General features: G+C 61.7%; 9 protein-coding genes and 1 pseudogene. 2 read left to right on the top strand and 8 right to left on the bottom strand.

Features of this window, described 5'->3' with window-relative positions; genetic code table 11:
* Positions 1-40: 40 nt before the first annotated feature.
* Positions 41-1993: an Ig-like domain-containing protein gene (locus ACAX61_RS17050; RefSeq protein ID WP_370715932.1), complete on the bottom strand. Its 1953-nt coding sequence runs from the start codon at positions 1991-1993 to the stop codon at positions 41-43.
* A 683-nt stretch (positions 1994-2676) separates the two neighbouring features.
* On the bottom strand, positions 2677-3138 hold the full coding sequence (locus ACAX61_RS17055; protein WP_370715948.1) for a hypothetical protein: 462 nt from the start codon (positions 3136-3138) through the stop codon (positions 2677-2679).
* On the opposite strand from ACAX61_RS17055, the pseudogene ACAX61_RS17060 reads away from it, so the two are divergent.
* A pseudogene (locus ACAX61_RS17060) lies at positions 3079-3327 on the top strand (IS5/IS1182 family transposase); the annotation flags it as partial. The gene ACAX61_RS17055 and the pseudogene ACAX61_RS17060 sit on opposite strands and share 60 nt — an antisense overlap.
* A 39-nt stretch (positions 3328-3366) precedes the next feature.
* Here ACAX61_RS17060 and ACAX61_RS17065 read toward each other — a convergent pair.
* From ACAX61_RS17065 to murB, 6 genes are all read right to left on the bottom strand, one after another.
* Complete coding sequence (locus tag ACAX61_RS17065) at positions 3367-5343, bottom strand: nucleoside hydrolase-like domain-containing protein (RefSeq protein WP_370715933.1); 1977 nt, start codon at positions 5341-5343, stop codon at positions 3367-3369.
* Between the two features lie 1223 nt (positions 5344-6566).
* Positions 6567-8201: a TolC family outer membrane protein gene (locus ACAX61_RS17070; protein ID WP_370715934.1), complete on the bottom strand. Its 1635-nt coding sequence runs from the start codon at positions 8199-8201 to the stop codon at positions 6567-6569.
* A 56-nt stretch (positions 8202-8257) separates the two neighbouring features.
* Positions 8258-9637: an HlyD family type I secretion periplasmic adaptor subunit gene (locus ACAX61_RS17075; protein WP_370715935.1), complete on the bottom strand. Its 1380-nt coding sequence runs from the start codon at positions 9635-9637 to the stop codon at positions 8258-8260.
* On the bottom strand, positions 9634-11412 hold the full coding sequence (locus tag ACAX61_RS17080; RefSeq protein ID WP_370715937.1) for a type I secretion system permease/ATPase: 1779 nt from the start codon (positions 11410-11412) through the stop codon (positions 9634-9636). Before ACAX61_RS17080 ends, ACAX61_RS17075 begins: the two co-directional genes overlap by 4 nt.
* Before the next feature lie 35 nt (positions 11413-11447).
* Entirely contained in the window at positions 11448-12755 is a 1308-nt protein-coding gene (locus ACAX61_RS17085; RefSeq protein WP_370715938.1) for a UDP-N-acetylglucosamine 1-carboxyvinyltransferase, read from the bottom strand.
* A gap of 1 nt (position 12756) precedes the next feature.
* On the bottom strand, positions 12757-13794 hold the full coding sequence (murB, locus tag ACAX61_RS17090; protein ID WP_370715940.1) for a UDP-N-acetylmuramate dehydrogenase: 1038 nt from the start codon (positions 13792-13794) through the stop codon (positions 12757-12759).
* Between the two features lie 433 nt (positions 13795-14227).
* Between murB and ACAX61_RS17095 the strand changes: the two genes are divergently transcribed.
* On the top strand, positions 14228-15391 hold a 1164-nt coding region (locus ACAX61_RS17095; RefSeq protein ID WP_370715941.1), incomplete at its 3' end, for a UDP-glucose dehydrogenase family protein.

The following is a 15391-nucleotide window of genomic DNA, read 5'->3' on the forward strand; positions in this document are numbered from 1 at the left end:
GTTTTAGGACCGGTGGGTTAGGTTATGCCCATCCGGGCGATCAGAAGCTCAGATCGTTCGCATCGGTGTTCGTCGAGCCGACCATCGAGTAGACATAATAGGTCACGTCGTTGCGGATGACCGCGCCATCGAATTCCAGCGTGTCGATCAACGCGCCGTTCATGCCCTTCAGCACGACATTGCCCTGATCGCCCGGCAGCGTGATGTTGCCGTTGCTGCGGATGATGATGTTGTCACCATTGCCATCGTTGATCTTGGTGGTGGTGACGATCATGTCACGCTGGCCGAACTTGGTGATCGTGTCGCTGCCCAGATCGGCGCCCAGCGCGGTGTCGAAGAAGAACACGTTCTTGCTCTTGTCGCCTGAGTCGCCGCTGAAGCTGTTGTCGGCCAGCGTACTTTCCTTGGCGCCCTTGGGACGGACGGTGGCGTCGGCATAGATCGAATGACCGGCGTCATCGACCCCAAGGTAACGCAGCTTGGACACGTCATCGATTTTTACCATGTCACCGACTCGCGGTGCATCGATCGACAAAACATTGCCAGACAGCGCAATGATGCCGTCCTTGTTGCCGTCATACAGCGCCTTGTCGAACGCAAGCACGTCGTCCTTGCCGAAATTGGTGATGCGGTCGTTGCCCGTCGTACCCGCAGCGATATGGAAGGTGTTGGCGCCATCCTTGCCCGACAGGATCTGATCCAGCGCCGACGAACCATCGACCGTGCCCGCACGCGCGACCAGATCAGTGGCCACGTCATCCACCGGCGGAGGAGGAGGCGGCGGCGGGGGGGACGGGGGCGGGGGCGGGGGCGGGGGGGGCGGCGGTGCCACCACCTCTGCCACGTCCAGCGTCACCGTCGCGGTGTCCGATGCCTTGCCGTCCGACACGGTATAGACGAACTTGTCGATCCCGCTGAAGCCGTCCTTAGGCGTATAGACAAAGCTGCCATCGGCAGCCAGCGACAGCGTACCGTTTGAAGGGCCCGTCTTGACCGATGCCTTCAGTGCGTCGCCATCGGCATCCTTGTCATTGGCAAGCACATTGCCCTTGACGCTTTCGCCAGCGTCCAGCTCGAAGCTGTCATTGGCGGCGTCGGGCGCGACGTTCACATCGACCGGCGGCGGCGGCGTGCTCGGTCCGTCGCCGTCATCAGCCTTGATGTCGGAGATCGTTGCCTTCAGGTCGTCCGTGACGCCCATGTACAGCGTGAGCGTCGTCGACGCGCCGGCCGCCAGCGTGCCGATGTCGAAGGTCAGGTTCAGCGTCTGGTCGACCGTCTTGGTGTACCCCACGCTTTGCGCTGCATCGTGCGCCGCTGCGGCGTAGGGATCACTGTTGACGAATCCATAGAAGGACGCGACCGCACGGTCGTCATCGCTGAACATGAAGAACGGATTGTTTGAGTTGAGATAGGCCGAAACCAGCGCTCCATTGTCGCCCTGGCTTTCGATCTTGTTCGTCGTGGCGTATTTGTCCGACTGGTCTGGATCGGCGGTGCGCATGTAGCGCACATCGCTCATCGTGCTTCCCGACTGGTTGGTCAGCGTCACGTCGATGCGGACATACTTTGCGTCATCCGCCAGCGAAATCGTCTGCGAAACGGCCAGGTTCTCGGTCGTCTTGCCGGTCCACAGCGCCTTCGCCGTATCGCCGGACGACTTGTTGCTGAGCGATCCCTTCACCTCGGTGAAGCCGGTCAGCAGCTGGTTGCTCTGAACATGGGTCTGGCCACCGGTCTTGTAACCGATGTTGAACCCTTCGATCGCACGTCCCTGGAGCAGAACGTCGTTGAGCGACATCTTGGCGCCGGTGCCGAACCCGTCAAAATCGGCGACCAGGCCGACCCGTTTCAGACCAGTCTCAATGTCGCTCGTAATTCCGCTAGGCGCCGCCGTAGTAGTTCCAAGACCACCATAAGCGTTGATGCCGATCCCCAGATAGGTGCCCTGAAGGAATGCCTCACCCCCCGAAATTGCACTCTTAACGGCCATTGTTACCTCGCTAGATTGATAACGCGCGGATTATATTCACCCGTCGACGAAGCACCTGCCGCTATTGCAGACATGCAGCTCCCCCGCCCGACGCATGTCATCGCCCAGCCAGACATGACAAAGTTTCAATGTACGCAGTTAGCTACCAATTAAGGATCTGCTGCGCTGACCTTTAACCATCACCCCATTTACTGTATTTATGGCGACAGTTTTGTGTCTCCGCTCGAAAACAGCCCCTATCGTGGTTAACGTCCACACATAACTGTCTCGCGATGAGACGTTTCATCCGTGCGGCAATTTATCGGTTTACCTGGAAATTTTTCTCCGTTGGGATCGGAATGCCACGTTCTACGTTTCAGCGCCGAGCCTCTCGCTGACGAATCAGTAGAATAAAATTTAGCTTTCCGGAGGTTGGCCGACATGGGTCGCCGCATTGTTGTTGCTCGCGATCCCGTTCGCGTCGCACCATATTCCTTCGATAGCGTCCGCCCCCACCAGCGTATCGATCCCGTTGCAACGCGGCTCCCATAATCTTCCACACGTCGAAATCGGTGGATCGCACCGAACGCACCGTTCGCGCCGGCCGTAATCAACAATTTAACGGGCAGGCTGGCGTCGACCGCCATTCCCGCGACGATGCACTGGTCGCTGTCGGAAGGCAGCGACACTGGCCCAGCGCGCACCTACCCGCCCTTGTCGTAGGCCAGCTTCTGGCCGGTATCGCGAACGATACATAACAGATTGCTGAACGGATCGTGTGCGATGCCATTATCGTTCGGATCGACACGCAGCGGCGCCTGCAGCAACGCCCCCGACATCGGTCGAAATGGAGCAGGTGGATATCGCGTCCATCGGCCCCCGACAGCTTGACCAACATCCAGATCGTGCCGTCCCGACCGGTCAAGCGTCATGCCCTGACACGACCCGGCGATTTCCGGTGCTATGCCAAGCCGGGGGAGGTCGAATTCGACTTCGATCGCCGATAGGTCGAGCGAAAGCCGGCTGAACAGCAGCGGATGGCGCATCGTGCGGCCATTGCCCACATACCATCGCCCGACCAGATCGCGGGTCAGGCCGGTCGTTGCCATGCCGCGCGTGGCGGTGACGGGCGCGCTGCAGTCAGGCAGTGCATTGGCCTGCGCCAAGGTGCCGTCTCCAACATCCCACCCAAAGCCAACCGCCGCTGGAAAAGCCGCTTCTCTAAAACGCTCGATAAGGGCCGGAACGCTGTCAAGCGCATGTTCTGCCGTCTCATGGTCTATCGCCGCATCGCTACCCGCTATGACGAGCTCGCAATCAACTTCCTCGCCGCCATCTACCTTGCCGCCGCCGTCATAAACAGAGCGGGTGTCGCACCCGCTCTGCCCGTACGATCATTCGGCTATAACGTACACAAAGTACGACACTCCATCCTGTTCGACCGTTCGTTCGAGAGACAATGACGTGATCTGGTCGCCGTCGTCACCGAAAAGACGCACATGGCCAAGGCTGCCGCTCAGCCCCTGATGCTTCAGGTCCAGTCCGTCATTGCTGCCGAACGCCAGAATTCCGTCGCCATTACCATCCAGTAGCTTGCGGGTCGTGACCAGCTGGTCACGCTCGCCAAAATTGAGGATGTCATCGTCGCCAAGATTCAGACCTAGCGCCGTGTCAAAAAAGAAAGTTTCGGACTTGCCATTGCCCCGGCTGGACGCCAAACGATCGTCGTCCAGCGTACCCTCAATCGCTCCGCTCGGCCGAACCGACGCGTCGGCATAGACCGCCAAGCCGGTGTCCGACGTGCCCAGCAGCCGCAGCATATCGACCGAGGGTAGTTCGATGCGATCGCCGTCGCTGTCCAGCGCGAGCCAGCCACCCTTCGTCTTCGGCGTACCGCTGTCGAGCGTATCCGAAAGCACCAGTACATCGTTTCGTCCGAAATCGACCACGCGGTCGCTGCCGCTGTTAGCGGCCAGATCGACGAACACGCTGTTAGACCCCGCCTTTGCGGTAACGCGCTGATCGCTGCCCGACGAAAGGTCGATGGTGTTGGAGCGGGCAAGGATTGGATCGTCGGAATAGTCCTTTTTAGGCTCCGTCACGGTAACGGTCACATTTGCCGACGCGGTCCGGTCACCGTCATTGACCTGATAGGTAAACTTGTCCCTTCCAGTGAAACCAGCATCCGGCGTATAGGTAAAGCTGCCATCGGCAGTCAGCTTTAGCTTTCCGTTGTCCGGACCATCCTTCAACGAGGCGAACAGGCGGTCGCCTTCGGCATCCCGGTCGTTGGTCAGCACGTTCCCGGAAACCGCTTTGCCGGTGGTGGCGGCAAACCGGTCATCGACGGCAACCGGCGCCGTGTTGACGGGCGCATCATCCTCATCGTCGCGGTCTTCCTCGTCGTCATTCTTTCGAGTCAGCCAATCGAACCGCTTGGCGAAGTCCGACGTCCACGCAGCACGGTCCTCATAGGTCGTGCGGGCACCGTTGCTGCCGGACCAACCGAACTTTTCGTCGGTCCGGTCGACCCAGTATTTATCGTCGACCTTGCGATATTCACCACCCCAGCTTTCGGCAGTCGGATCATCGTTATTTGCCTTGTCGATGAGGTAGAAAACCGAAAAAGAGTCTCCCATCTTCACGCCATCATATTTATCGCCCTTGCCGCGCACGTCCTGGGTGTTAGCATAGAACAAGTCGCCCAACGCCCCATGCCCCTCGGCATTGGTTTCGGCCCATGCATCGGACATAGGAGGCAAGCGGCCCTCGGGACCGGCATAAATGCCGCGCTGGGTCGTGCGCGCATCGATCCACCACAACTCGCCCTCGCCTGCAAAATTCTTCTGGATATAGCGATGTGCATTAGGTTCCTGCACCGGCCCCGATGCCGACAGCAGACGGATTGACCCGGCGATTTCGGGCGCGTCATGCAGCGCACGGGCCACGTCACCCAAGCCGCCCCAAGTCGCTACATATAGTTTTTCACCGGCAGCTTCGGCCGCGCGTGCTTCGCGGATGATGGCGTCCGATGCTTCGGTTCGCGCAGCATACCCGCTGCCATTGGCAAGTTTCTTCGTGCCTTGGTACGTAATATCAAGCAGTTGCTTGGAGGTTTTGAACCCGTCAGCCTGATCCGCTAGCGTTTCACGGTCTTTGCCATAGGCGTTGATGACATGCTTGATAAAGCGTTCGTCATTTGCGCCCGGCTGATGTTTTGATGTCGACGACGCTATCCCGACGATGTTTATTTTATCTTGATACATCAATGCATGTATCAACGATTGAACATCATCCTTGTCTCCGTTCACGTGGTTGACGCCGGTGATCATCTGCATATCTGTCGATATGAAAAGCCTGGTTTTACTCAAGATGATTTCCTACCTAGTCATTACATGAAACGTGATGGGAGGCTGCTCTAACTACGCACGTCTATTTGCCATAGTAGAACTACAGCCGAATCTTATGTTCATAGACATGCGGACTGTTCGAATATATTAATAATCTCCATCACCTAATTTTTGGTTGATATATCGGTTGAGATTCTACGATGGTTTTGCGGCAAAGCGTTTTTGCGGCGCGGCTATACGCATTGACTTGTGAATAAACGATTCGAATATCGCTTATTATTAACGAGCGCTGACTATCAGATTGTTTTTACATTTTTCGCGTGTTTGATCTTAGGGTTCGATGGTACGATCCTGTCGTTGGACAGATTTGACCTGAAAGCGCTACGACCACGCAAGCTGTCTGAGCGGCAATGCAGCGAACGCAAGCTTCGCTCGGAACGCTCAGCCGCGAACCTAGGATCAAACCAAAGACGGTGGCCAAGTGGCGTAAGCGGACAACGGTCGAGGAGCTAAAACTGGGCCGAGGCTCTCATTCAATCACCTTGTCCAAAGCCGAAGCAAAGTTGTGGTGTTCCGGCGGCACACCCTGCTGCGCAGAACGACTGTCCCTATACGTTGCAGCGCCTTTTCGAGGGCTTCGCTTTAGAGCGCCGGCAACCGGCTGATGTCGTGTCGCTGCAGCGACGGACGCGGTCCAGTGCGGGATTGTCGACCACAGCGTAAAGGCAATCATCCAGTGGCAGCAGGGTGTGGCATCAAATGCCATAGCCATTGCCTCATCTTTCGCGGTTGCGACGGTGGAGTAAATGGCCTTCGACCCCATCCGGCACCGCTGACGCTTACCGCCTTGCGCTACTTCTGTACGGTCGCCAGGCTGGTCCCGTAGCAACCGGCAACCGCTCTCATGCTTTCTTTACTCCGCTGTATCGCCCGACGGACTGCCTCAGGCATCTGGGTGCCGCCGGGTAAAATCTGACCCAGAACCTTTTCACAAAGCATCATGGTCAACCGTACCGCCACACTGCCGGATCAAGTATTTAGCGCTATTTGATCCACGCACGGATGCCGAACGCCAACGGCTGACGATGGAACAGCAGCCAAACTTTCATCCCCCTGACCAAGGATAACGCCTAGTGCCAACATGTCCGCCGAGGCGATATGCTCATCTGCCGCGACATCGCCCCCACGCGATAGCGCGTGGGAGCGATGTCGCCGGGGTGTTGTTTACCCGGCGAGGCGGAGGTTCAGCGCGGCTGCATCTTCTGCGCCGGGGTCGGTGCATCCTGGTCCGGCAGGGCGGGGCGGGGACGGGCCGGATCGACCGGCAGCGCACGGCCCAGCGGGCGTGACGGCGGCGGGGTTTCCGCCCGGCGAAACGTGGGATTGGCCGTGATCGGCAGCATCGGCGCCTCGCGCGGGTCATCGGGTGCCTGGGCAAGCTGGTCCAGCGGCCGGACAAAGAGCTGGAACGGATCGATCTGCTTGCCCTTCTGGCGCTTCAGATTCTCTGCCATGTCATAAGGCTCGACCGCGCTGAGCGCCGCGGCCTGCAAACGGCCGACATAAGTCAGCAAATTGGCCTGCGATGCGTAACGTTGATACTCGGCATTGGCGACAATGATCTGCGCGTTCAGCAGGCGCTGTTCGGAATCTAGCACTTCGAAGTTCGACCGGAAACCTTCCTGAAAACTGCGCCGCACGCCTTCTAGCGCGGTTTCGGCGGCTTGGCTCGCCGCCTGGCCGATCGCCAGCTGCTCGCCCGACGATACCGCTTGGTTCCACGCATTCTGAATCTGCGATGCGACGCCGCGGCGGGTGGCCTCGACGTTGAATGCCAGTGACTGTTGATTGGCCAGTGCCTGGCGGACGCGTGAATCGATCAGCCCGCCGGTCAGCAGCGGGATCGTCAACGTCGCCGCCGCGCTGGCCCCGCGCCGCAGATTGTTGAAACCGATGCCTGACGGATCGTTGAGCCCGATCGACGCATCCGCCGACAGGATGGGATTGCGTTCGGCACGCTCCGCGGCGATCTGGGCGCGGCCCGCGCGTTCGTTCAGGATCGCCTGCCACAATGTCGGGCTTTCGGCCTCTGCCAGACGGAACGCCATGTCTATCGACGACGGGATGCCGGGCAGGGGCGGGGGCGGCTGAAGCTGGCCCGGATTGCGCCCGACTGCGGCAGCAAAGCGGGCGCGGCTACGTTCGAGGTTGGCTTCGGCCTGGGCCAGCTGCGTCTGGATGATGCCCAGCTGCGCCTCTGCCTGGGCAATGTCGGTGCGGGTCAGGTCGCCGCCGCGTTCGCGCGCGCGCGCCTGATCGACCTGCCGCTGATAACTTTGGGTCGAACGCCGCTGAATTTCGACGATACGCTGGTCGCGCAGCACCGAGATATAGGAATCGATAACTTCCTGAATAATGAAGTTCTCGACCTCGCGCAGCCGCTCGCGGCCCGACAGCACGCTTGCTTCGGCCGCCGAAACGCGCGCGGCGGTGCGGCCACCGTTGAACAGGATCTGCGATGCCGACAGCGAGATGCCAGTCGCGCGCGCGCGATTGGTCACCAGATCTTCGAAAATGACGTCGCGCTGGACCTGTTCCTGGTACCGTATGCTGGCGCCGACACTGGATTGCAGGCGATAGGGCGCGCTGGCCTGGATCACCGTTTCGTCAAGCGCCCGCAACTGTGCGCGCTGCGCTTCCAGTTGCGGATTGTTGCGATAGGCGTCGGCGATCGCGCGATCCAGCGTGTCGGTGCCCGTCACGGGCGCCTGTTCCACCATGCCCGGCAATGCCCGCGAGGGGGCGGTCTGTGCCAGAGCCGGACCGGCGATCAATCCCGGCGTCACCAATCCCCCCAACAGCCAGTCACGCAACGTCATCGCCAATCCCCCCAATTTTGCATCCGCCGCGCGGATCATTGCCCACGGTTCCGGCCTTAACGCTCGCGCATCGACCGCCGGAATGTTTCGAACAGCGGATCGAGCAGATATTGCAACGCCGTGCGCTGCCGTAGCTTGACCAGCACGCTTACCGGCACGCCGGGCCGGATGCCCAGATCGGCGCCGCGCACTTCGCGCAGCATCGCGATCTGCGACGGCGGCACGATGATTTCGGCAGTGAAATAACGCTGGCCCGATTTCTCGTCGGTCAGGCTGTCAGCGGAGACGTTGCGGATCGTGCCCAACAGGATCGGCAGATCGCGTTCGTGCAGCGACAGGAACTTCACCTCGGCCGATCGCCCTTCATACACGCCATCGATATCGCCTGGATCGAAATTGGCCTTGATCACCAGCGGGGCGTTATCGGGCACGATGTCCAGAATGGGCTGTCCCGCCTGGACCACCCCGCCGCGTGAATAGATTTTCAGGTCAACCACACGGCCCGCCACTGGCGCGCGGATGACCGTGCGCTCTAGCTGTTCCTTGGCCTCCAGCCATTTGGGCAGCACGTCGTTCAGCTGGAACTGCGTGTCGCGCAGCACCGCAGCGGCATCCTCGGTATAACGGGCAGCCGCCGACACTGCCGACTCCCGCGCCTGGCCGACCTGCTCGCGAGCCGCCTCGGCACGCGCGGCATATTCGGCATCGGCGCCTTCCAGCTGCTGGATCGAACGTTCGATCGCACGCACTGAATTGCGTGAGACATAGCCCTCTTCGGCAAGCTTGCGCGTGCTTTCCAGCTGTTCCTGCAACGACCGCCGCTGTGCCGCGCTGGCGCGGGCCTGCGCGGAATAGCCGCCGATCTGCTGCGCCGCTTCGGCCTGTTGCTGCCGGATAACCGCGCGGTTCGATGCCAATGCGCTCTGCCGGGCAGAACGCTGCGCCGTCTGCATTGCCATTGCCCGGTCGACCAACACCCGGTCGTCCCCTTCGGCTTGAGCAAAGCTTTCCGGCCACTGGATCGCGCCGCCTCGAATTTCGGCCTCAAGACGGGCGCGCTGGGCCTGAAGGTCGATGACGCTGCCCGCCAGTGCGCGTTCGGTCGCGGCGACTTCGGCACCCTTCAGACGGATCAGGATCTGGCCCTGCTTGACGTGCAGTCCTTCGCGCACGTCGATGTCCTCGATAATGCCTCCGTCGCGATGCTGCACCGTCTGCCGGTTGCCCGACACGGTCACGCGCCCGTCGCCCGCAGCCGCTGCGTCAAGCCGGGCAATCGCTGCCCAGCCCATCAGCACGACGAAGAACAGCACCGCGATGCCGATGCCGATCGTCAATGCGCGATTGGGCGAGTCATCCAGGGTCATGTCCGGCGCCGCCGGCGACCGCGGCTCGGCGGGGACGATATGCTGGCGGGCGGCGATCTCACCGGTCACGACGTTGCGCCCTGAGTGCGGGACTCATCGTCATTTCTGGACTGGTCCTTGTTTAACTGACCCTGCTCCTTGCCCGCTTCCACGGCGGGTGCGGCAGGGCGGATTACCTTCGCCCGATCATCATAGATCTGGATGGCACCATCGCGCAGCAGCATCACCTTGTCGACAGCCTGGAGCAACCCGGTGCGATGGGTTGAGACGATGACCGTCGCGCCGCGCTGTTTCAGCGACTGCAACGTCGCCATCAATCGCGACTCACCCGAAATATCCAGATGCGCATTGGGTTCGTCGAGGAAGAAGATGGTGGGCGAACCGAACAGCGCGCGCGCTAGGGCGACAAGCTGGCGCTGGCCCGACGACAATCCGCCGCCCTCGCGCACAGTCAGCTGCGTTTCATAACCATGTTCGAACCGCAGGATCACGTCGTGCGCGCCCGCCAGCGTCGCGGCCTCGATCACTTCGCGGTCCATGTCCTCGCCGGCGCCCTCGGTCATGGCGCGAAAGCGGGAGATATTGGCGTGGACGCTGGCCGGAAACAGCGTCGGCGTCTGCGGCATGTAGCCGACATGGCGGCCCAGTTCGTCTGGGTTCCAGTCGGTCAGGCGCGCGCCGTCGACCCGCACTTCGCCCTCGTCGGGAACGATCGCCCCGGCCAGGGTGCGCAGCAGCGTCGACTTGCCCGCGCCGCTTGGCCCCACCAGCGCGACGATCTCGCCCGGTTCGACAGTAAAGGTTAGATTGTCCAGCAGCACGCGGTCCGAACCGGGCACGCGCACCGTCACGCCCGACACCTCGATCCGACCCTCTGGCGAGGGCAGCGACGTGCGCACTGCGGTCACGTCGGGCAGGCGGCAGAAACGGTCTAGGCTCTTATAGGCGTTCTGCGCGCTCATGACGTTCTTCATGGCGTTCAGGATCTGCTCGACCGGCTGCAAAGCGCGGCCCAGGATCAGCGACGCGGCAAAGATCGCACCGGCGGAGATTTCCTGCTGGATCGCCAGATATGCGCCCAGCCCCAGCGCCATCGACTGCAGGAAGAGACGCAGGAATTTGGTGGCGGCCAGGAAACTGCCCGACGTGCCGGCGATTTCGCCCTGCCGCCGGGCAAGGTCGGCACGCTCGGCCAAGTGGCGAGTGACCACGGCGTCGCGCATGCCCAATGCACGCGCCACTTCGGACGCTTGGATTGAATAGTCCTGCGAGCGATAGGCATAGCTGGTCCGCGCCGATACATCGGCAACCGATTTCTTGATCGACCAGTCGCTGGCTACCGCCAGTGCAATCAGCAGAATCGAGCTGAACAGCGCCAGCATTCCGATCAGCGGATGCAACAGCCACGAAATCAGGATGTAGATCGGCGCCCAAGGCGCATCGAAGATGGCGATGATTGCCGGTCCCGTCAGCGTGCCGCGCAGCGTATCGAAATCGCGCATCGCCTGCGCCCGCTGGGCAGGGCTGGCGCCGCCGGCACCGACAATGCGGTGCAGGATATTACCTGCCGCCATCTTTTCCAGTCGGATGCTGGCGCGCATCAACAACCGGATACGCACCATGTCGAGCAGCGCAAAGACGATCAGCGACACTGCCAGGATCAGCGACAGCACCAGCAGCGTCGGCACGCCGCGCGTAGGCACCACGCGGTCATAGACCTGCAGCATGAAGATCGACGGAGCCAGATACAGGATGTTGATCAGGCCGGAGAAGACCGCGACCGCCCAGAAATGGCGCTTGCAGGCCTTCAGTGCGCTGCGCAGCGGATTATGTTCGACCTGCATTCTGAAATCCCCCGGCACTCAACACGATCACTCGATCAGCGGTCGAAATAGTTCATATCCGCCTGTAGCGCGCGGGCCTTATCAATGAATTTATCATAGCCACGTTCGATCTGCCACGCATCGGCGATCTGCGTCTCACCCTCGGCACGCAGACCCAGCAGCGCAAGCGCTGCACCGGCGCGCAGGTCGAGCGCGACCACCGACGCGCCGCGCAGCGACTGGGTCCCCTCGATATGGGCAGTGCCGTCCTTCACGAAGCTTCCGACGCCCATCTTCGCAAACTGTTCAAGATAGGCATAGCGTCCAGCAAAGCGCAAATCGACGATACGCGACGCACCGCGCGCGCATGCGCCCAGCGCGGCGAACAGCGGCTGCATGTCCGAATTGATGCCGGGATAAGGCCCGGTGCTGATTTCCACCGGATAGGGGCGGCCCGACCGGACGATCGCGGTCGATCCCTCGCGAAAGATCTTGGCGCCGCTTTCGCGCAGGAAGATCAGCGGCACTTCCAGATCCTCGAACGGGAAGTCGCGGATTTCGACATCGCCGCCGCTGATGACCGACCCCACCAGCCACGTCATCGCTTCCATATTGTCGGGCATGACGCGGCGGCTGACGCCGTTCAGCGCATCGGCGCCGGTGATTTCGATGCTTTCCTGACCATGGACGGTGATCGTCGCCCCCATGGCGCGCAGGAAATCGCACAGGTCGAGGATTTCGGGGCGGATATGCGGGTTCCACAGCCGCGTCGTGCCACGTGCCAGCGATGCGGCGAGCAGCGCATTCTCGGTTGCGCCGGTCGAACGCAGCGGCAGCACGATTTCGGCGCCGCGCAGCCCCTCAGGCGCTTCGGCATAAAGGCGACCATCCTTGCCATAGACGCGCGCGCCGAGCCGGGTCAGCACCAATTCGTGTAGGTCATATCCGCGCCCGCCCAGATCGCAGCCACCGGGCAGCGGCACGCTGCCTGCGCCGGTCCGCGCGACCAGCGCACCTAGGATCAGCAGCGTGTTGCGGATCGAACGGCCTTCCCACACCAGATCCGAAGCAGGCTTGGAAACCTCCTCGATCGTCAGCATGCCGCCATCGACGGTGCAACGCTTGCCCAGCACTTCCAGCATGCCGACATGAACCTGCGCGTCGAGCAGCCCTTCGGGATAATTGTCGAGGGTAACGCGCTCGCCCGTCAGCAGCGACGCGGCCAGTAGGCGCAGCACGCTGTTCTTGGCGCCGCTGACCGTGACGATGCCATTCAGTCGCGACGGGCGCACCGCCAGAACGCGTTTGGGATCGCGGTTTTCGATTCCGGGCGCGATCATGGGGGAAAGGGCGGGCGCGTTCATCTCAGGTTCCTTGATATTGGGCGACATGGATATGGTCTGCGACTTGATGAGCAGGGCGCATCGTGCCGTCGGGCGCCAAGTGCCGCACCTCGGCATCCATGCGGATGCCCGACAGCTCGGCCACCCGGTCGCGCGCGATGCGGATCAGCGCCAGCACGTCCTGTGCGCGGGCGCCGCCATTGTTGACGATGAAATTGGCATGGTCGGGCGATAACTGTGCGCCGCCGATCGCCTTTCCCTTCAGGCCGGCACGCTCGATCGCCATGCCCGGCGGGCCGATCAGGTCGTACAGTTTGGGGTCGCTGACGAACACTGATCCGCAATTTGCGCGCACCTTGGGAAATTTTTCGCGCCGCGCACGCAGAATCGAGCGCGCCTCGCGATGCATCGCCTGACGGTCGCCGGGCGAAAAGCGCAGCCGCACCGACGTCACCACCAGATCGCCGTGCTGCAACCGAGACGCGCGATAGCTGTACGCCAGGGCCTCATGGTCCAGGCGGTGCGCTTGACCATGGCGGTCGAATGCGTCGACATGGACGACATTCTCGCCGATCCCGCGGCGCTGGCTGCCGCCATTCATGGTCACCAGCCCGCCAAGCGTGCCCGGAATGCCGATGGCATGCACCGCACCCGACAGACCCGCGTCGATCACCCGGCGGACAAAGGTGGGCACCCACAGCCCGGCACCGGCATCGACGATGCCGTCCTCGCGCAGTTCGAATTCGCCCAGCGCCCGACCGATGCGCACGATGACGCCGCGAAAACCGGCATCGTCGAACAACAGGTTCGATCCGTCGCCGATGATGACGCGCGGCAGTTCCAGATCCTCGATTACCGCCAGCACGCGGCCAAGCGCGGCAGCGTCTGCAGGCGTTACCACGATATCGGCCGGCCCGCCAATCCGCCAGCGACCCAGCGCCGACAGCGGCACGTCGGTCGCGACACGATCGGCGCCTGCGACGGCAATCAGCGCCCGAACCGCTGCGGCTTGCGCGGGCATCAACCGGTCATCCGGTATCATGGCAGTGTTCAAATTCATGCTGTTAGTCGCGCATCCCGCCTTTGCCGCTAGCCAAACACGCCTGTCCCTCACGGCGAGGCTCGCTCTCCGGGACCAGATCTTGTGATCGCACTGCAATATAGATGTCGTGAGGCGACCGGTCCAGCACGATTGGCGCATTCGAAACGGCACGACACGGTAACGGATATGGGCTGCTGGCCCTATTTGAGACAGTCTGCTTGTAGCGTTTCAGGCCGCATGACCAGGATGGCTGTGGACAGCCTCGGCCGAAATAGCTCAGCATTTCTGCGGATATGCGGGCATCTTAACCCATCGTCGTTTGATTGAGGCTGTGCCGCGGCAGATTGCTCGCGTGATCACAGTCGACGGGCTTTTGACGCTGGTAGGCACGATGCTATGTGTCTAAGGCAGTGTTGCACTGCAACGTAACAATGCCACCGGGGGATATTCCATGCACATCCGAATGATAGGCTCTGGCTATGTCGGTCTGGTTTCCGGGGCATGCTTTGCGGATTTCGGACATGACGTGATCTGCGTGGACAAGGATCAGTCCAAGATCGACGCGCTGCACGCGGGCCGGATGCCGATTTACGAACCGGGGCTGGACGAACTGGTTGCACGCAATGTCGCGGCGGGTCGCTTGCGCTTCAGCACCGACCTGGCGGAAAGCGTGAAGGATGCCGATGCGGTGTTCATCGCGGTCGGCACGCCGTCGCGGCGCGGCGATGGCCATGCCGATCTCAGCTACGTCTATGCCGCCGCGGCCGAAGTGGCGGGCGCGATCACGGGGTTCACGGTCATCGTCGACAAATCGACCGTGCCCGTCGGCACTGGCGACGAGGTTGAGCGCATTATACGCGAAACCAATCCCGATGCCGATTTTGCCGTGGTGTCCAATCCCGAATTCCTGCGCGAAGGCGCCGCGATCGACGATTTCAAACGGCCCGACCGCGTGGTCGTGGGCGGCGACGACGAACGCGCAATGGAAGTCATGCGCCAGATCTATCGCCCGCTGACGCTGAACCGCTCACTGGTTATCGAAATGAGCCGGCGCGCGGCCGAGCTGACCAAATATGCCGGCAACGCATTCCTGGCGACCAAGATCACCTTCATCAACGAAATCGCCGATCTGTGCGAACAAGTTGGCGCCGATGTACAGGACGTAGCGCGCGGCATCGGACTGGACAACCGCATCGGGCCGAAATTCCTGCATGCCGGTCCCGGCTATGGCGGGTCGTGCTTCCCGAAGGATACGTTGGCGTTGCTGAAAACGGCACAGGACCATGATGCTCCGCAACGGATTGTCGAGGCGGTGGTCGCGGTCAACGACAACCGCAAGCGTGCGATGGGCCGCAAGGTCATCGCCGCAATGGGCGGCGACGTGCGCGGCAAGACCGTTGCGATACTGGGCCTGACGTTCAAGCCCAATACCGACGACATGCGCGACAGCCCGGCCATTGCCGTCATCCAGACGCTGCAGGACGCCGGCGCCATGATCCGCGCCTTCGATCCCGAAGGGACCGAACAGGCGAAGAAGGTGCTCGACAATGTCGAATATTGCGAGGGGCCGTATCAGGCGATGGAGGGGGCCGATGCGGTCGTCATCGTCACCGAA

The sequence above is a fragment of the Sphingomonas sp. IW22 genome (genome assembly GCF_041321155.1).
In the GTDB taxonomy this organism is placed as follows: domain Bacteria; phylum Pseudomonadota; class Alphaproteobacteria; order Sphingomonadales; family Sphingomonadaceae; genus Sphingomonas.

Excerpts from the sequence above, each read along its gene's own strand:
- ACAX61_RS17050 (WP_370715932.1), bottom strand. The coding sequence starts at position 1,993 with ATGGCCGTTAAGAGTGCAATTTCGGGGGGTGAGGCATTCCTTCAGGGC.
- ACAX61_RS17070 (WP_370715934.1), bottom strand. The coding sequence starts at position 8,201 with ATGACGTTGCGTGACTGGCTGTTGGGGGGATTGGTGACGCCGGGATTG.
- ACAX61_RS17080 (WP_370715937.1), bottom strand. The coding sequence starts at position 11,412 with ATGCAGGTCGAACATAATCCGCTGCGCAGCGCACTGAAGGCCTGCAAG.
- ACAX61_RS17085 (WP_370715938.1), bottom strand. The coding sequence starts at position 12,755 with ATGAACGCGCCCGCCCTTTCCCCCATGATCGCGCCCGGAATCGAAAAC.
- murB (WP_370715940.1), bottom strand. The coding sequence starts at position 13,794 with ATGAATTTGAACACTGCCATGATACCGGATGACCGGTTGATGCCCGCG.